The sequence below is a fragment of the Serratia sp. ID 25-353 genome (assembly GCF_054792795.1).
Window position 1 is genome coordinate 792,722 of the sequence record NZ_CM139236.1, and the last position, 18,114, is coordinate 810,835.

An 18,114-nucleotide genomic window follows, 5' to 3' on the forward strand; every position below is an offset into this window, starting at 1 on the left:
TGCTTTAGTTTTAAGCAGTTAGTTGGCGATAAAGCGTTTTACATCGGTCAGCACCTGCAGCAGCAGAGCAAGCTGCGGTTTCTCGTCTTTTATTTCTTCGCCGTTCTGATCGTAGACGCGATAGTTGCCGCTGTTGTCCAGCATCAGCGTCTGCGTCGGCGTGGTGATCACCAGCTGATTGCCATCGCCGGTGGCGATCCAGTCGTTGCGGCGCTGGGCGGTGAACAGATCTTCGCCCTGCGAATAGTCTTTCGGCGCGGTCTTCACGTGCAGCAATCGTTGCATCAAGGTGCGCATCACGTCGTTATGGCCTGTCAGCTTGCTGATGGTCTGCGCCGGGGTGCCCGGCCAGTGGATCACCAATGGCACCTGCAGCTGCGCCTGGTTGAAGGCGGAGCCGGCGCCCCATTGGCCTTTGCCGCTGTCGTTGAACTCGACGCCGTGCTCGGCGGTGATCACCACCACGGTTTTATCCAGCAGGCCGCGCTGTTTCAGAGTGTCCAGCACCTGGGCTATCTGGGTATCCACGTCTTGCGCACCGGTGCGATAGCGCCGAATAAAGTCGGCCGGAGCCGGGGTTTTGTCGCCTTCGGCCGGCTCGGCGCCGCTGAAGTTGATATAGGAGAACCACGGCTCTTTGCTACCCTGATCCGTCAGCCAACGCTGCCATTGCTGCGTGGTTTGCGCATCGCTTTGCGGCGCCGGCGTCGGCAGCGAGAAGTCGGTCAACAGGGCCTGGCGGTACAGGCTGGCATTGAAGCCATCGGAGGAGAACAGCCCCAGCTGGTAGCCCCGATCGCCGAGCGCAGTGATCAGCGCCGACGGCTTGCGGCCGGCGAGCACGCTGTCCAGATAGGTCGGGGAAATGCCGTAGAACAGGCCAAACAGCCCGGTATCGGCATGGTTGCCCGAACTGTAGTGATCGCTGAAACGTACGTTTTCCTGGGCGAAGCGCGTTAGCGCCGGCATGTCCTGCGCCATGTCTTTTGCGCGAATGCCGTCCACCACGATCATCAGCAGGTTATAGCTGCTGCCTTTCTCGCCGTAGCTGAGATCGCTGAGCGGATACTCCACCGCCACCGCTTCCGGGTTGCCCTGTTGCATCAGGCGGCGCTCATACGCTTGCTGATCGAGCAGGCCGTGTTTTTCGAGGAACTTGCGCGCGGTCATCGGGTACGAGAGCGGCAGGTTGGCCCGCTGCATGGTGATCGGGCGATAGAAGTTGGCGTCGGCCCAGATATAAATCAGGTGTGACGCGAAAAAGGCGCTGATAAACAGCGCCGCCAGCGGTTTGCCGAAACGGCGGCGATTCAGGCTGCGCAGCTTCTGCCAGCTCCAGGTGCCGAACAGCATCTCCACCAGGAAGATCACCGGCACGCAGATAAACATCAGCTGCCAGTCGCGCGAAAGCTCGCTTTGGTCCGGGTTGACCACCAGATCCCACACCACCGGATTGAGGTGCAGGTGGAAATGGGAGAACACTTCGCTGTCGACCAGCAACAGCGTGAGCCCGATGGTGGCCAGCGCGGCGGAAATAAATCGCAGCAGCCGCTGCGACATCACCACGAAGGTGAGCGGGAAGATCACCAGCAAATAGCCGGCGAACACGATAAAGCTGAAATGCCCCAGCAGGCTGACAAAGGCATAGACCCGGCCCAGCAGGGATGCGGGCCAGTCGGTGACAAACAGGTAGCGGCTGCCCAACCCAAGGGCGAGCAGAATGTTGAATAAGGCGAACCAGTGCCCCCAGCTGATCATCTGGGAGACTTTTTCACGATAACGCTGACGGTTTGTCACCATAAGTCAATATTAATGTGCTTTATCTTCACGGACAGAAGCCTGCAGGGCTTCCGCGAACGATCTCGCCAGGGTTTTCCGCTGCGCGGGAGCAACGCTGGTGTTGATCAAATTAGTGACCATGTTGCCCAGCACCATCAGGGAAAGATCGGTGGGGGTATGGTGTTTTTCCAGAACATTGACCAGCTCTGAGAGCAGTTGTTCAACGTGTTCGTCACTGTAACGGGATGATTGTGGCATAAAATTGCGCTTAGTAATCTGCAAAGTGCCCTATCTTACCGTATAGGACAGTGATTTTCCGCTCTTTTATCACTTCCTGTCATTCGGGAAATTGTTCGCCCGCGCCGGGGCGGGCCCTCGCTGCGCCTTTCCGGTTTGCCGCGGTTTTTTAGTATTGCAGGGCGGGGCCTTCAGTGTTTGAATACGCGCCTAAAGAACAGGAGGATTTACCATGAGTCTGGATATCGACCAGATCGCTCTGCACCAGTTGGTGAAACGCGACGAGCAAACGCTGGACGTGGTGCTGCGCGATTCCTTGCTTCCCACCAACGCGGCGGTGGAAGAAATGATGACGGAACTGCATCGCGTCTACAGTGCCAAGAGCAAGGCCTTGGGCCTGTTCAACGAAGGCAGCGAGCTGGCGGAAGCGCTGCGCACCTGCCGCAAGGACGATAAGGACTTTCTGGCCTTTAGCCGCGCGGCGACCGGCCGCCTGCGCGACGAACTGGCGAAGTATCCGTTCGCTGAAGGCGGCGTGGTGCTGTTTGGTCAATACCGTTATCTGGCGGTGGAGTATCTGCTGATCGCGGTGCTGAACAGCCGTAACAGCATGCGCGTCAACGAAGAGCTGGATATCAACACCACGCACTATCTAGACATCAACAACGCCGATATCGTCGCGCGCATCGATCTGACCGAATGGGAAACCAACCCGGAATCGACCCGCTACCTGACCTTCCTGCGCGGGCGCGTGGGCCGCAAGGTCGCCGACTTCTTCATGGACTTCCTGGCGGCGTCCGAAGGGTTGGACACCAAGGCGCAAAACCGCGGGCTGCTGCAGGCGGTAGACGACTATTGCGCTGATGCGCAGCTGGACAAGAACGAACGCCAGTCGGTGCGCCAGCAGGTGTACAGCTACTGCAACGAACAGCTGCAGGCGGGCGAAGAGATTGAACTGCAGGCTCTGTCGCAGGAGTTGTCGCCGGTCGGCGAGAAAGACTTCATGCAATTTTCCAGCGAGCAAGGGTATGAGCTGGAAGACAGCTTCCCGGCGGATCGCGGCACGCTGCGCCAGCTAACCAAATTTGCCGGCAGCGGCGGCGGCATCAGCCTGAACTTTGACGCCATGCTGCTGGGCGAGCGTATTTTCTGGGATGCGGCCACCGACACGCTGACCATCAGAGGCACGCCGCCGAACCTGCGCGATCAGCTGCAGCGCCGGACCGGCAGCGGCAAGTAAGCGTACCGAATCGCAGACAATAAAAAACGCCGCAATTGCGGCGTTCTTTATTTCGGCGTCCCGAAAGGTTCGAAATCGTAGCGATTAAACGCGAACGAAGTCGATGTGAGCCAGTTTTGGCTTGAACGGGTGACGCTGTACAGCCTGAACCTTAACTTTGGTTTCTTTACCGTCGATAACCAGAGTTACTGCTTCGCTGTAGAATTCTGGTTTAGCTTCCATGTTCTTAACAGAATCATGGTCCAATTCGATGGAAACTGCAGCTTCTTTGCCACCGTAAACGATAGCTGGGAATTTGTTTGCTGCACGCAGGCGGCGGCTCGCACCTTTACCCTGGTCTTTACGTACTTCTACATTGATAGTGAACATTGTTTTTTCTCTTAAAAGAAAATTTACCCTGCTACAGGCGACCCAAGTAGCAAGTTCGGAAACCCGCTTTAACGCTGGGCAGGCCCAGGTAAAGCGCGCGGCATTTTAACGGAAAGCCGCCCGCAGGGCAACGAAAACCTGCCCAGGTTGGGGACAGTTCGCTCAGGCCAATTGATTGGCGCGGCGGAAACGGCCTTGATAATCGAACACTTTCTCGCGCACCTGCCAGAACTGCCCGCGTTTGCGCGCCACCACGAAATCCGGATGGCGCAGCGCCTGCTGCTGCGCCAGCACGTCGGCGGCGGTGTGCCAGGCGAACGGCACGCCCGGCGCGCGCTGATGCGGGCGCAGGAACAGCATTTCGAACGCTTTGCGCTGCGCCGGCGTCTGCAGGCGGAAACGCTCGCTGGTGCTGGTGCCGTCCTCGTCGTAATAAGTGGCCCTCAGCCATTCGCCCTTGTCGTCGCGCCCGCTCTGCAGTTCCATGCCGCCGCAGCGCAGCACCAGCGCGTCTTTCAGCTTCAGTGCCGCCTTCAGCATGTCGTCGGGATCGACCAGCACTTCCTGGCACTGATGGCAGCGGCGCGCGGCGATATCGTTCTCCGCGCCGCAGTGCGGGCAGCTCTTGAACCGGAAGCGGTAGTCGCACTGCTCGCGGTGGCCGTCGTCGTCCTCCAGCCAGCCCTGACAGCGGCGGCCGTAGTGCTCGATGATGTCGCCAGTCTCGGTGCACTTGCCCCAGAACAGGTTGGCGAAGCCGCAGGCTGGGCAGAACACCTGCACCGGTTGGCTGTCGCCGTGCGGCTTGCTGACGCCGACCTCCGGCGTGAACAAGTCGTGCGGGTTGCCGGCGTAGTCGAGGATCAGGCAATCCTCCTTGCCGGGCGCCAGCCGTAGCCCGCGGCCGACGATCTGCTGATACAGGCTGACGGACTCGGTCGGGCGCAGGATCGCGATCAGATCGACGTGCGGCGCGTCGAAGCCGGTGGTCAACACCGCGACGTTGACCAGATAGCGCAGCTGCTGCTGTTTGAACGCCTCGATCAGCGCATCGCGCTCGGCGGGCGGCGTTTCGGCGCTGACCAGCGCGGCCTCGCCGTTCGGCAGCAGGCCGTGGATCTCGCGGGCGTGCTCGACGGTGGCGGCGAAGATCATCACCCCTTTGCGGTCTTCGGCGTACTCCACAATCTGGCTGATGATGTGCGGCGTGACGCGGTTTTGCCGCTTCAGTTCGCGGTTCAGATCCGCTTCGCTGAACAGGCCGTTGCTTCTGGCTTCCAGCCGGCTGAAATCGTACTGCACGATCGGCATATCCAGCCGCTCCGGCGGTACCAGGAAGCCGTTCTTAATCATATAGCGCAGCGGCAGCTCGTAGATGCAGTCGCGAAACAGGCTGGTGCCGTCGCCGCGGGTGAAGCCGTGGTAGTGATACTGGTAAATCCAACCCTTGCCCAGGCGGTAGGGCGTGGCGGTCAGCCCCAGCAGCCGCAGCTGCGGGTTGGTTTTCTGCAAATGCTGGATGATTTGCTGGTACTGGCTGTCGTCGTCGTCGCTGATGCGGTGGCATTCATCGACGATCAACAGCGAGAAAGCGCCGTCGAACAGCGGCAGGTTGCGCGCCACCGACTGCACGCTGCCGAATACCACCTTACCGGCGCTCTCTTTTTGTTGCAGGCCGGCGGCGAAGATATCCGCTTCCAGGCCGTAGGCGCAGTATTTGGCGTGGTTTTGCGCCACCAGTTCCTTGACGTGCGCCAGTACCAGCACCCGCCCGCGGGCGCGCTTCGCCAGCTCGGCGATCACCAGGCTTTTGCCGGCGCCGGTCGGCAGCACGATCAGCGCCGGTTCGGGATGCCGCCGGAAATGATTGATGGTGGCTTCGACCGCTTCCAGTTGGTAGGGGCGTAGGATAAAGGCCATAAATGAACGCCGTGGGTTGAGATGGGCCGTCGGGACGCGGTTTTGTCACCGCTGTTCCCACAGAAACCGTGACATTTTACGCGCCGGGCGGCCGAAAAATTTCTATTATTATGCCTTCTGCGCGCGCGCGGTGCGAGAAGCGTGAAAATTACCCCTGTCGGGCAACGCGTTGTGCCGCTATACTCGTGTGACAGCAATCGCTGTGCCCCCACGCGATTTCCCCCCTGAGCCTGCCATTTGCACCCGGTGCAACGGCGGGCGTCATATTTTGGCAATACGATCAATGCGATCATAACAACGACAGGCAAAGCAGATCCCATGCGATTGGACAAGTTTTTATCTCAGCAGTTAGGCATCAGCCGTGCGCTGGTCGCGCGCGAACTTCGGGCTAAACGCGTCACCGTGGACGGTGAGGTAGTGAAGAGCGGGGCGATCAAACTGACCCCGGAGCAAGAAGTAGCGTTCGACGGCAATCCGCTGCAGCAGCAGAACGGCCCGCGCTATTTCATGCTCAATAAACCTCAGGGTTACGTCTGCTCCACCGACGATCCCGATCATCCGACGGTGCTGTATTTTCTCGATGAGCCGGTCGCGTACAAGCTGCACGCCGCCGGGCGGCTGGATATCGACACCACCGGGCTGGTGTTGATGACCGACGACGGCCAGTGGTCGCACCGCGTCACGTCGCCGCGCCACCACTGCGAGAAAACCTATCTGGTGACGCTGGAGCACCCGCTGGCGGAAGACACCGCGCAGCGTTTCGCCGAAGGGGTGCAACTGCACAACGAGAAAGACCTGACGCGGCCGGCGACGCTGGAACAGGTCGACGAGCACGTGGTGCGCCTGACTCTCAGCGAAGGGCGCTACCACCAGGTGAAGCGGATGTTCGCTGCCGTCGGCAACCGGGTGATCGAGTTGCACCGCGAGCGCATCGGCGCCATCGTGCTGGATGACGATCTGGCGCCGGGCGAATACCGCCCACTGACCGAAGAAGAGATCGCCAGCGTGGGCGCGCCGCACCTGCAGGACTGATAACCGATCATCGATTGCGGCCGATTAAGGAGTCGTGGAACGTGCAACAGAACCGAACCTCTCATCTCGGTTTGATTTTCATTCTGGGCCTGTTGTCCATGTTGATGCCGTTGGCCATCGACATGTACTTGCCCAGTATGCCGGTGATCGCCGCCCAGTTTGGCGTCGAGTCCGGCAGCGTGCAGATGACGCTCAGCGCCTATATGCTCGGCTTTGCCTTCGGGCAACTGTTCTATGGGCCGATGTCGGACAGCATCGGCCGCAAGCCGGTGATACTGTGGGGTACGCTGATCTTCGCCATCGCCGGCTGCGCCTGTGCCATGGCGCAGTCGATCGATCAGCTGATCGGGCTGCGTTTCCTGCACGGTTTGGCCGCCGCCGCCGCCAGCGTGGTGATCAACGCCCTGATGCGCGATATGTTCACCAAGGATGAGTTCTCGCGCATGATGTCGTTCGTCATTCTGGTGATGACCATTGCGCCGCTGCTGGCGCCGATGATCGGCGGTGCGCTGTTGCTGTGGTTCAGCTGGCACGCCATCTTCTGGACCATGGGCGCCGCGGCGCTGATCGGTTCACTGCTGGTGGCCCTGTTCATCAAGGAGACGCTGCCGAAAGAGCGGCGACAACGGTTCCACCTGCGCACCACGCTGGGCAACTTCGGTTCGCTGTTCCGCCACAAACGGGTGCTGAGCTACATGCTGGCCAGCGCCTTCTCGTTTGCGGGCATGTTCTCGTTCCTCAGCGCCGGGCCGTTCGTCTACATCGAACTGAACCACGTTTCGCCGCAGCATTTCGGCTACTATTTTGCGCTGAACATCGTCTTCCTGTTCCTGACGACGCTGATCAACAGCCGCAACGTGCGGCGGTTCGGCGCGGTCAAGATGTTCAAGCTGGGGCTGTTGGTACAGCTGGCGATGGGGTTGTGGCTGGTGGCGGTGAGCGCCGTCGGCTTGGGCTTCTGGGCGCTGGTGATCGGCGTTGCGGTCTATCTGGGGTGCATCGCGATGATCTCTTCCAACGCCATGGCGGTGATCCTGGATGACTTCCCGCATATGGCGGGCACCGCATCTTCTCTGGCCGGCACGTTGCGCTTCAGCATCGGCGCGCTGGTGGGGGCGGTACTGTCGATGGCACCGGGCAAAAGCGCCTGGCCAATGGTCACCTCGATGGCGCTGTGCAGCATCGTGGCGGTGCTGTTCTATGTTTACGCCAGCCGGCCGCGCGATCGCGCAGCCTGACGTACTCCCGATGCGGGGCGTGTCACCCCGCATCGTCATGGGGTTGCGCCCTGCCATTTCAGGGTGCAACTGGCAATGGAAATTTTGTTGCTAAATACACGCAAGCTAATTAATTGGCCGTTTTCCCCTCTGTGTGCTTTTTGTTAAAAAATCCCGCCGCCGCACCGCCCAATATTCCCCGGGAGGCGCGGCGTTCTGCCGGCTGAGCGCAGCGGGTGGTTTGTGTTAGGGTTGATGTAAATCAAGGCATTAGCAGGGAAATCGGCGCTAACGCGGCGGGTGAAATGTTTCTTCAATGTAAAAATATGGCGACGGAAAAGTAGTTGCATTGCAAGAAAAAAGAGTTGAGATCGCTGCAGGAAAGGGTTACATATAACGCAAAAATGCGAGCTGAGTCGCAAAATGCCGTGAAATAACACCGCACGGCGCGCCAAAAAATGGCACGGCATCGGCAAGCACGGGGTCTGGTTAATGGCTAGCGGCAAAATTTACATTTAAATAACATTTGTGCGCGGCAGAGTCGGGAGTCAACGGCTATAACTTAGTAACCCTGTCAGGTAAAAGTGTTTCACCTTTTCAAAATAGGGATTTCATGTGGAGAGTATCCAACTTTCGGTAGTGCATCGCTTGCCGCAAAGTTATCGTTGGCTATCCGGTTTCACCGGCGTGAAGGTCGAACCGATTCCGTTTAGCGGAATAGACGAAGATAACAACCTGATTGGGCTGAAGTTACTCAGCCATGAAGGGGCCGAGGCCTGGCAGGTAATGCAACAGCTCAATCTGTCGCTGCAGGAGATTCAGGTCGACTGCGCGATCGTCGAATGGGAAGGCGAGCCTTGCCTGTTCGTGCAGCGCAGCGACGAGAGCGCCACCATGTGCCGCCTGAAAAACGTCGGCGCCGCGATCGCCGAACCGCTGAGCGCACAATACCCTTTCTGAATTCGCCGCTAATCCGCCAACTGCAGCAGTTGACGGGTATAGTCGGCGGCGGGCGCCGCGAAAATCGCCCGGCAGTCTCCCTGTTCAACCACTTCTCCCTGTCGCAACACGATGACCTGGTGGCATAGCGAACGCACCACCAGCAGGTCATGGCTGATGAACAGATAAGCCAACCGGTGACGTTGCTGCAGCGATTTCAGCAGCGTCAGGATCTGCGCCTGCACCGATTTATCCAGCGAAGAGGTCGGCTCGTCGAGGATCAGCAGCTGTGGCTGCAGGATCAGCGCGCGCGCGATGGCGATACGCTGGCGCTGCCCGCCGGAAAATTCGGTGGGGTAGCGATGGCGCAGTTGCGGATCCAGGCCGACTTCCTGCAATACCTCGATCACGCGCTGTTCCCGCTGCTCGGCGCTAAGCCGCTGGTGCACTTCCAACCCTTCGGCGATGATCTGCTGTACGTTCAGGCGCGGGTTCAGGGCGGAATAAGGATCCTGGAAGACGATTTGCATCCGGCTGCGGTAGGGCAGCATCTGCTTCATCGTGAGCGGGTGCAGCGGTTCGCCGTCGAACCAGATGTCGCCCTGCGAGGCCAGCAGGCGCAGCAGCGCCAGCCCGGTGGTGCTTTTTCCCGAGCCGGATTCCCCCACCAGCCCCACGCTTTCCCCGGCGCGCAGCTCGAAACTCAATGATTTCAATGCATAGTGATAATCCACCGTGCGGCGCAGCAGGCCGCGGCGAATGGGGAAGCGCACCTGCAGATTCTCCACCTTGAGCAGCGGCCGCTCGTCGCCGGGGCGCTCGTTGGCGGCGGCAGGCAGCGGCAGCGGTTCACCGACGTCCTCGGCGGCCAGCAACTGCTGCGTGTAGGGATGCTGCGGCCGGCTGAACAGCTGCGCGCGGCCGTTTTGCTCCACGCAGCGCCCTTGGCGCATCACCGCCACGTTGTCCGCCAGGCGGCGCACGATATTCAGGTTGTGGGTGATGAACAGCAGACCCATGTCCATCTCTTGTTTCAATTCTTGCAGCAGCGTCAGGATCTGTGCCTGGATAGTGACGTCGAGCGCGGTGGTGGGTTCGTCGGCGATCAGCAGTTTCGGACGGGTCAGCACCGCCATGGCGATCATTACCCGCTGGCGTTCGCCGCCGGACAGCTGATGCGGGTAATCCTGCAGCCGGCTTTTGGCCTGACGGATGCCGACGCGCTCCAGGCATTCGACGATCTCTGCACGCGCGGCTTCGCGCCGCAGGCCGCGGTGCAGCATCAGCACTTCTGCGAGCTGTTTTTCGATGGTGTGCAGCGGGTTAAGCGACACCATCGGTTCCTGAAAGATCATCGCGATCTGATTGCCGCGCACCTTGCGCAGCGCCGCTTCCGGCGCATGCAGCAACGAGTCGCCGTTGAACAGGATATCGCCGGCAGGGTAAACCACCGGCGGCGCGGGCAGCAGGCGCAGTATCGACAGGGCGGTGACGCTTTTGCCGGAGCCGGATTCCCCTACCAGCGCCAGCGTTTCCGCCGGCGCGATTTGCAGCGAGAGTTCGTTGACCACCGGCGTGACGGTGTCGCCCTGACGGAAGGCAATGCTGAGATCCTGAATAGCGAGCAAAGGAGTGGCCATATCAATGCGCCTTGCTGGGGTCAAAGGCGTCGCGCACCGCTTCGCCGATAAAGATTAATAACGACAGCAGCACCGCCAAGACCAGGAAGGCGGTGATGCCGAGCCACGGCGCCTGCAGATTGTTTTTGCCTTGCAGCAGCAATTCGCCGAGCGATGGCGAGCCTATCGGCAGACCGAAACCGAGGAAATCGAGCGACGTCAGGGTGGTGATCGAGCCGCAAAGGATAAACGGCAGGAAGGTCAGCGTCGCCACCATGGCGTTGGGCAGCATATGGCGGGACATAATCACCCGATCCGGCACGCCCATGGCGCGTGCGGCGCGGATGTAGTCAAAATTGCGGGTGCGCAGGAATTCGGCGCGCACCACGCCCACCAGGCTCATCCAGCCGAACAGGATGGTGATGCCGAGCAGCCACCAGAAATTGGGCTGGACGATGCTCGACAGCAGAATGATCAGAAACAGCGTCGGCATGCCCGACCACACTTCGATAAAGCGCTGCCCCCACAGATCGAAACGCCCGCCGTAATACCCTTGCGTCGCGCCGACGCACACGCCGATCAGGCTGGAAAACAGCGTCAGCGCCAGGCCGAACAGCATCGAGATGCGAAAGCCGTACAGAACACGAGCGAGCACGTCGCCGCCGTTGCTGTCGGTGCCCAGCAGGTTGTGACGCGAAGGCGGCGAGGGGAAGGGCACCTCGGTGGCGAAGTTGATGGTGTCGTAACTGAAGCGGATCGGCGCCCAAAGCGCCCAGCCGTGTCGTTCGATCTGCCGCTGTACGAACGGATCCTGATAGTCGGCTTCGGTGTTCAGCTCGCCGCCAAAGGCGGTTTCGCTGTAGTTAATCATAAAGGGCAGGTACAGCCGGCCTTCATAACGCACCAACAGCGGTTTGTCGTTGGCGATCAGATCGGCGGCCAGGCTCAGGGTGAACAACACCAAAAAAATCCACAGCGACCAGTAGCCGCGGCGGTTGCGACGAAAACGCGCCCAGCGCGCCTGGTTGATCGGGCTAAGGCGGCTCATTGGCGGGCCTCGAAGTCAATGCGCGGATCGACCAGGGTGTAGGTGATATCGCTGAGGATATTCAACAGCAGGCCGATCAGGGTGAAGATATACAGCGTGCCGAACATCACCGGGTAGTCGCGCTGCAGCGTGGCGTCGTAGCCCAGCAGCCCCAGGCCGTTGAGCGAGAACATGACTTCTATCAGCAGCGAGCCGGTGAAGAACATGCTGATAAAGGTGGCCGGAAAACCGGCGATCACCAGCAGCATAGCGTTGCGGAACACGTGGCGGTAGAGGATTTTTTTCTCATCCAGCCCTTTGGCACGGGCGGTGGTGACGTACTGCTTGCGGATCTCGTCGAGGAATGAGTTTTTGGTCAGCATGGTCAGGGTGGCGAAGCCGCCGATCACCGTCGCCAGCACCGGCAACGTGATGTGCCACAGGTAGTCGGCGATCTTCGCCGGCCACGAGAGGGTGTCGAAGTTGCTGGACACCAGGCCGCGCAGCGGGAACCAGTCGAGGTAGCTGCCGCCGGCGAACAGCACGATCATCAGGATGGCGAACAGGAAAGCCGGAATGGCGTAGCCGATGATGATCAGCGTGCTGCTCCAGGTATCGAACGCGCTGCCGTTGTGGACGGCCTTGCGGATGCCGAGCGGGATCGACACCAGGTAAATGATCAGCGTGCTCCAAAGGCCCAGCGTGATGGAGACCGGCAGGCTCTGGCCGATCAGCTGCATCACCGAGGCGCCGCGAAACAGGCTGTCGCCGAAGTCGAAGCGCATATAGTTCCACAACATGGTGAAGTAGCGTTCGTGCAGCGGTTTGTCGAAGCCGTAACGTTGGGTGATCTCGGCGATCACCTCCGGATCCAGGCCTCGCGAACCGCGGTATTGGCCGTCGCCAGCCGCGATGCCCGCCCGGGCATGGCCCAGGCCTTCACCTGCGCCACCGCTGCCAAAACCGCTGCCATGCCCCAGCTCAATGGCGGCGATGGCCTGATCGACCGGGCCGCCGGGCGCAATTTGCACGATAAAAAAGTTGATGGTGATGATCGCCCATAGCGTGGGGATCACCAATAACAGTCTGCGTATCAGATAGGCCGCCATTCCGACTCCTTATTGCCGTTGAGCCGGTAAACGCGCCGCCTTGTTGACGTCGTACCACCAGTTGTCGAAGCCGATCGCATAGGCCGGGCGGATCGGCGGCGTGGAGAACTTGTCCCAATAGGCGTAGCGATCGTGGTTGGAGTACCACATCGGCAGCATGTAGTTGTTCCAGGTCAGCACCCGGTCCAGCGCGCGGCCGAGCGGCAGCAGGGCTTTTTCGTCGCCCTGATGGGCGGCGATCTGCCTGACCAGGCTGTCGACCGCCGGATCTTTGACGCCGGCCGTGTTGTAGCTGGAATCGATGTACTGTGAATCCCACAGGATTTGCAGATCGGCGCTGGGGAACGGCATCGCCATGTACACCGTCGACATCATGTCGAAATCGCGCTCGCGCATGCGACGGGTGTACTGCGAGGCGTCGACCTCGCGAATTTGCATCTCGATGCCCAGCCGCTGCAGGTTGTGGCGGAAGGGTAATACGTACTGGAAGTTGCTGCCGCTCAGCAGCATCAGTTCGAAGGTGAACGGCTGGCCGGTTTTGGCGTTGACCAGCTTTTGATTCTTGACCACCCAACCGGCTTCTTTCAGCAGTTGGGTCGCTTTCAGCAGGTTTTGCCGATCGTTGCCGCTGCCGTCGGAGGAGGGCGGCTGATAGATGCTGGTAAACACCTCCGGCGGTATCTGGCCTTTGAGCGGCGCCAGCAAGGCCAATTCAGCGGCGTCCGGGTAGCCGCGGGCGGCGTAGGCGGTGTTTTGGAAATAGCTGTCGGCGCGCTGATAGGCGTTGTAATACAGCGCCTTGTTCATCCAGTTAAAATCGAAAGCCAGGCCGATTGCTTCCCGTACCCGGCGATCGGCAAACAGCGGTTTTTGCAGGTTGAACGCCAGCCAGCGGGTATTCTGCGCCGCCTGGTTGGTCTCGTCCTGCTTGATGATGTAGTTGCGCGCGAAGTTGCCGCCCTGATACTGGGTGGCCCAGCTTTTAGGCGATGGCTCGATGCGGAAATCGTAAGCGCCGGCCTTGAAGGCTTCCAGCGATACTTTATCGTCCAGATAATAATCGTAGCGAATGCTGTCGAAGTTGTAGCGGCCGCGGTTCACCGGCAGGTTGGCGGCCCAGTAGTCGCGCACTCGCCGGTAGGTGATGTACTGGCCGAGGCGGTAATCGCCGATTTTATACGGACCGCTGGCGAGCGGCGGGGTACTGAGGGGTTCGTTGAGCTTATGGTTTTTCCAGAAGCTTTCCGGCAATACGCGCAGGCTGAGCAGGCTGAGGATTTGCTCACGGTTGGCTTTAGGCAGCTCGATGCGCACCGTCAGCCGGGAAATGGCCTTGACCGTGACGCCTTTGTAATAGGAGCGAAACTGCGGTACGCCTTCGGTCATGAATTTATTGAAGGTAAAGGCCACATCGGGGGCGGTGATCGGGCTGCCGTCCTGGAAGCGGGCGCGGGCGTTGATATCCAACTCCATCCAGCGCATGTCGGCCGGGAAGCGGGCCGATTCGGCAATCAGCGGGTAATAGCTGCCGGGTTCGTCGTCGGAGTTGGTGAACAGCGTATCGTACAGTTCCATCGTACGTTCGCCGGGCACGCCGCGGGTGGCGAAGCGGTTGAAGTTGTCGTAGGTGCCGATGGCCGCCAGCCGCACGTCGCCGCCCTTGGGCGCCGCCGGGTTGACGTAGTCGAAATGGCTGAAGTCGGTGGCGTATTTCGGTTCACCGAGAAGGGCGAAAGCGTAGCTTTCGTTAAGGGCTTCGGCCTGCAGACCGAAGCTCAGTGCCGAGAGCACCAGAGCAGCGAAAATGCGCACGGACATCAGACGGTAAGCTCCTGCTGTGAAATAAGGTACAACCTGCGCCCAGCATAACATTCTTCGGGCGGGCGCAGGGTAAAGATGCTTAAAGACTAACTATTTTTTTCCTGATAATCAAAGACCTGATGAGCATTGCAGTAAGCGACGAAATTGTCGATACTCAGCGGTTTGCTGAAGTAGTACCCCTGCATGAAGTTGACGCCGTGTTCTTGCAAGAACTGCATCTGCTCGGCAGTTTCCACGCCTTCGGCCACCGTCAGCATTTTCAGCTTTTTCGCCAGCGAGATCACCGCATCCAGCACCGGCGCGGTGACCGTGTCTTGGCCGATGGTGTTGACGAAGCCACGATCAATCTTCAGATAATCCATGGTGAAGCGCTCAAGATAGATCAACGCGCTGTGCCCGGTGCCAAAATCGTCCACCGCGATCTCGATGCCCTGCTTGTGCAGCCAGTCAAATTCCGCCAGCGCGCTCTCTTCTTCCACCATGCCGCGTTCGGTGATTTCAAACACCAGCGTAAAGTAATCGCCCGGCAGCTGCGTCAACAGTTCATACACGTCCTGGTGGAACGACGGTGCGCTAAGATGGGCGGGGGAGATGTTGAGGCCGACCTTGCCTCCGCGTGGCAGCGCTTTGGCGAGCTGCGGCACATCTTCGGCGATCAGCCTGAACAGGTGGCGGGTAAGCGGCACGATCAGCCCGTTGCTTTCGGCATAGGGGATAAAGACATCGGGTGGAATGCGGCCCTCGATCGGATGCTGCCAGCGAATCAGCGCTTCCAGCCCACCGATGCTGTTGCTGTCGGTATGGAACACCGGCTGGTATTCGATAAAGAACTCGTTGCGCTTGATGCCACGCAACAGCGCGCGTTCCGGGCTTTGCCGCAGCAGCAGCATGTAGTAGCAGAGTACGCCGATCATCAATGACAGCACCAGGCTGCCCAGCAGCGTCAGGCGAATGTCGTTGGGGGTCAGTTTCTCGTTGTAGAACAGGATGGTCAGCGGCAGATTGGGCAGCGTCAGGGTATCCGCCTTGCCCTTCGGCAGCTGATCGACCGGCATCAGGTTCGGGCTGAAAGTGGTCAGCGCGCGGTTGCCCATCACGATGGCGATGCCCGGCGCCTGTTCGTCGTGCGAGGTGAACAGCAGGTAGGGCATCAGATCGATGTCCAGCGTAGCGAGGATGCCGGTGGCCGTTTCGCTGGGATGCCGCAGCCAAACCGCAACCGCCGGTTTGTTCGGTACGATCGGCGTGCCCTGCTGCAGCTTGAGATCCAGAGGCAGATCCCAGTCGATGTCCTGGTAGAGATTTTTCATCGGCAACATCATGTCGCCCGTGGCGGAGGAGCAATAGGCGTAGCCGTCCTTGACCAACAGGAAGGTGCGCACGCCGCTGGTAAAGGCCGCCTGGTAGGTAATGTCCGACTGGCTGGAGAGGCAAGGCTTGTCCAGCAGCGGCATCATTTGCTGCATCACCGCCGTCAGGTGCGAGATATAACCCAGCGTGAACTTTTGCGTGCGCGCTTCGACTTTATGTTGGTATTGCGTGCGCTGGTGGTTGATCAAAGAAAGCGTGACCGCAGTGAAGAGCGTAAAAAATACTAGGGCGGCGACGCCGCTTTTAGCCAGGCTGCGCTGTCGGTGAGACACGCTGCGGGCGAAAGCTCTTTTCAAGCCCATAACCGAGTCCTCTGCAACAGGGCGTTAGGGGTGTCGCGCAGCCAGTCAATGGATTGTGCCAACGGCTTTTTTTTCATTTTTGCCTTTTTATCCCGTACCAACCGGCGGCGCCGTTTAAATATGCGGCGTCGCCGACAGAAATATAATGCGCCTATTTTAAGCGGAAACGTTTTAAATAACGCCGGGGCGTCGTTGTCGTCATTTGACGATAATAGGCGAGTTTTTCCTCGACGGTGCGATTTCCTGCCGACAGTTTATCAAAATAATGGCGTGCGGCGGCGTAAAGCGGGGAAAGGGGGCGATAAGGCCGGGATCAATCTTGATGATACCCGTTCGACAGCCAAAAAAAACGCCACCCGTAGGCGGCGCTTATCGCTCGTTTGGTATTCAGGGTCTTCAGGGCGTTGCGCCGTTAACCGTTGGTCAGCACCCGGCGCGCCTCTCGATAACGTTTATTCCAATAGTTATCGGTCAGCTTGGAAATCATGACCCCACTGCTGGTGGAGGCGTGAACGAACTGATCGTTACCCAAATAGATGCCGACATGGCGCCCGGTAGAACCGGCGCGGAACAGCACCAAATCGCCGGCGCGCAGCTTGGTGCGCTGGATTTTCTTGCCGAGATCTTCCTGTTCATAGGTAGAGCGCGGTAAATCCATGCCGAACTGTTCGCGGAAGGTGCGCTGTACAAACGCCGAGCAATCGATGCCGCGCTTGGTGTCACCGCCTAAGCGGTAGCGAACGCCTTTCCAGTCCGCGTACTGATCCATAATCTTTGACTTGACGTCAACGTTGCGGACCATCGCTTCGAATTCATCCTGAGAGGCTTGCAGTAAAAGACCGTCTTTGTCATTAACTGCACGCATCTCAGTTTGTGCGTTATTCAAGTTCGAAGTGTGAGTCGAGCTGCACGCTGACAGCATAACCGCAGCGGCAATTGCAGGGACTACCCGCAAAAAATATCTCAGAAACGGTTGAGATTTGACCATTGTTGTTGTTTTCCCTTGAAGTCCTTAACGACGAAAGTCGCTACCTGAAAAATGCCAAACGGAACGAGCCTAGTCCGCACCTGTTGCATCGACAACCAGTTACCGTTGAAAACGTGCGAGAACGCACATTTTTATCGGATTCCATACTGATTCGACTTAAACCAGGCACAAACGCATTTGAGATTACCGGAACAAATAGGGGATTGCGAGCCTTTTTTCCGTCTTTTTTATATGAATTTGTGATGTAACATAATGTAAATCTTCATATAAAAAACGCCAATTGTCCGATGTATGAATCTGGTGTGAAATCAGGTTGCAAAAGCGTTAACGACGGGGCGGCGATATTTTGCGTTCGGTGAAGGGATAAAGGCCGGGAGGCGGACGCCTCCCGGCATGAGTCATAGACGCAAGTTATGGTTGGCCGGGGCGGTGCTTGCCGGGCAACAGGCGGTTCAACCGATCGACGATCCAGTCGCTGCAAGGCGTCATCAGTACCCAGCTGGCGCCAACCAGCACCACGGACAGTGAGCCGACGGCGATATCGGTAAACCAGTGGGCGCCAATCATCACGCGTGGCAATGAGAAGACCAGCGTAATCAGCAGGGCGATGGCGAAGGCGCCGCGGCCGAAATAGCGCAGCATAAAGCAGGAAAAAATAATCAGCATCATGCCGTGGTCGCCGGGGAAACTGTCGCCGGAAGCGTCCTTGGTGGGGATGCCGGTCAGCTCGCTGACACGATGGATATTGTCGAAGGTCAGGGTGGGGCTCGGATGTTTCACCGGCAGCAGATGGCCAAGCTGGTTCAGCACCACGGCAGTCAGCAGCATCACCACGCCGGTGATCACCAGGCGGCGGCGGCCGGCGGCGTCCTGCTTCAGGTAGAAGTACAGATACAGCAGCCCCATGGCGAGCAGCGAAATGACATCAAACGCACGGTTATTGGTGATGGCGACCAGGTGCAAAAACGCCGGGTCGGTGGCCAGATGGCGGTTAAAGAAGAAGAAAATCGCCGAATCCAGAGTAAACCAGCCGCCGTGATTGGCCGGCAGGAACCAGGACAGGAACAGCGCAACGCCCAGTAAGTTGAAGAAGAGAATGAAGGGTAAATTGCGGCGTGTCATGACATAAACCTGTTGGAAAAAT

At 59.1% G+C, this 18,114-nt stretch carries 15 protein-coding genes; 4 read left to right on the plus strand and 11 right to left on the minus strand.

Translation table 11 applies throughout. The features are described 5' to 3' along the window. Nucleotides 1–18: 18 nt before the first annotated feature. Together yejM and ACYF6X_RS03765 are read right to left on the minus strand one after the other, a co-directional pair. Nucleotides 19–1,800 carry an LPS biosynthesis-modulating metalloenzyme YejM gene (yejM, locus tag ACYF6X_RS03760; RefSeq protein WP_130018057.1) on the minus strand — a complete coding sequence of 594 codons (1,782 nt, stop codon included), beginning with the start codon at nt 1,798–1,800 and terminating at the stop codon, nt 19–21. Nucleotides 1,801–1,809: 9 nt separating this feature from the next. Then, nucleotides 1,810–2,037 (minus strand): YejL family protein, encoded by a 228-nt coding sequence (locus ACYF6X_RS03765; protein ID WP_004935782.1) that lies wholly within the window; start codon nt 2,035–2,037, stop codon nt 1,810–1,812. Nucleotides 2,038–2,248: 211 nt separating this feature from the next. On the opposite strand from ACYF6X_RS03765, the gene yejK reads away from it, so the two are divergent. Beyond that, nucleotides 2,249–3,256 (plus strand): nucleoid-associated protein YejK, encoded by a 1,008-nt coding sequence (yejK, locus tag ACYF6X_RS03770; RefSeq protein ID WP_063988779.1) that lies wholly within the window; start codon nt 2,249–2,251, stop codon nt 3,254–3,256. Between the two features lie 84 nt (nt 3,257–3,340). Here yejK and rplY read toward each other — a convergent pair whose 3' ends face one another. Together rplY and ACYF6X_RS03780 are read right to left on the minus strand one after the other, a co-directional pair. Further along, complete coding sequence (gene rplY / locus ACYF6X_RS03775) at nt 3,341–3,625, minus strand: 50S ribosomal protein L25 (protein WP_019453645.1); 285 nt, start codon at nt 3,623–3,625, stop codon at nt 3,341–3,343. Nucleotides 3,626–3,787: 162 nt separating this feature from the next. Beyond that, a complete protein-coding gene (locus tag ACYF6X_RS03780) occupies nt 3,788–5,545 on the minus strand; it encodes a DEAD/DEAH box helicase (protein WP_130018056.1) in 1,758 nt (585 codons plus the stop codon). A 318-nt stretch (nt 5,546–5,863) separates the two neighbouring features. Between ACYF6X_RS03780 and rsuA the strand changes: the two genes are divergently transcribed. The 3 genes from rsuA (at nt 5,864) to ACYF6X_RS03795 (ending at nt 8,754) form a co-directional block, all read left to right on the plus strand. After that, nucleotides 5,864–6,577 (plus strand): 16S rRNA pseudouridine(516) synthase RsuA, encoded by a 714-nt coding sequence (gene rsuA / locus ACYF6X_RS03785; RefSeq protein ID WP_063988777.1) that lies wholly within the window; start codon nt 5,864–5,866, stop codon nt 6,575–6,577. A gap of 41 nt (nt 6,578–6,618) precedes the next feature. Beyond that, nucleotides 6,619–7,815 (plus strand): Bcr/CflA family multidrug efflux MFS transporter, encoded by a 1,197-nt coding sequence (locus tag ACYF6X_RS03790; protein ID WP_063988776.1) that lies wholly within the window; start codon nt 6,619–6,621, stop codon nt 7,813–7,815. Nucleotides 7,816–8,409: 594 nt separating this feature from the next. Further along, complete coding sequence (locus ACYF6X_RS03795; RefSeq protein WP_130018055.1) at nt 8,410–8,754, plus strand: YejG family protein; 345 nt, start codon at nt 8,410–8,412, stop codon at nt 8,752–8,754. Between the two features lie 8 nt (nt 8,755–8,762). Here the strand turns inward: ACYF6X_RS03795 and yejF are convergent, their stop codons facing one another. The 7 genes from yejF to ACYF6X_RS03830 form a co-directional block, all read right to left on the minus strand. Next, a complete protein-coding gene (gene yejF / locus ACYF6X_RS03800; RefSeq protein WP_130018054.1) occupies nt 8,763–10,373 on the minus strand; it encodes a microcin C ABC transporter ATP-binding protein YejF in 1,611 nt (536 codons plus the stop codon). A gap of 1 nt (nt 10,374) precedes the next feature. Next, nucleotides 10,375–11,400 carry an ABC transporter permease gene (locus ACYF6X_RS03805; protein WP_107226568.1) on the minus strand — a complete coding sequence of 342 codons (1,026 nt, stop codon included), beginning with the start codon at nt 11,398–11,400 and terminating at the stop codon, nt 10,375–10,377. Continuing rightward, entirely contained in the window at nt 11,397–12,488 is a 1,092-nt protein-coding gene (locus ACYF6X_RS03810; protein ID WP_060420179.1) for a microcin C ABC transporter permease YejB, read from the minus strand. The genes ACYF6X_RS03805 and ACYF6X_RS03810 overlap by 4 nt, the downstream gene beginning before the upstream one ends. Before the next feature lie 9 nt (nt 12,489–12,497). Continuing rightward, nucleotides 12,498–14,306, minus strand: a complete 1,809-nt coding sequence (locus ACYF6X_RS03815) for an extracellular solute-binding protein (protein WP_130018053.1) — start codon at nt 14,304–14,306, stop codon at nt 12,498–12,500. A gap of 89 nt (nt 14,307–14,395) precedes the next feature. Beyond that, the gene (locus ACYF6X_RS03820) at nt 14,396–15,982 is read right to left on the minus strand and encodes a cyclic di-GMP phosphodiesterase (RefSeq protein ID WP_130018052.1); all 1,587 of its coding nucleotides are present in this window, start codon (nt 15,980–15,982) and stop codon (nt 14,396–14,398) included. 412 nt (nt 15,983–16,394) lie between these two features. After that, the gene (gene mepS / locus ACYF6X_RS03825) at nt 16,395–16,970 is read right to left on the minus strand and encodes a bifunctional murein DD-endopeptidase/murein LD-carboxypeptidase (RefSeq protein WP_025303553.1); all 576 of its coding nucleotides are present in this window, start codon (nt 16,968–16,970) and stop codon (nt 16,395–16,397) included. A gap of 411 nt (nt 16,971–17,381) precedes the next feature. Beyond that, nucleotides 17,382–18,092 carry a phosphatase PAP2 family protein gene (locus ACYF6X_RS03830; protein WP_063988770.1) on the minus strand — a complete coding sequence of 237 codons (711 nt, stop codon included), beginning with the start codon at nt 18,090–18,092 and terminating at the stop codon, nt 17,382–17,384. Between the last annotated feature and the right edge of the window lie 22 nt (nt 18,093–18,114).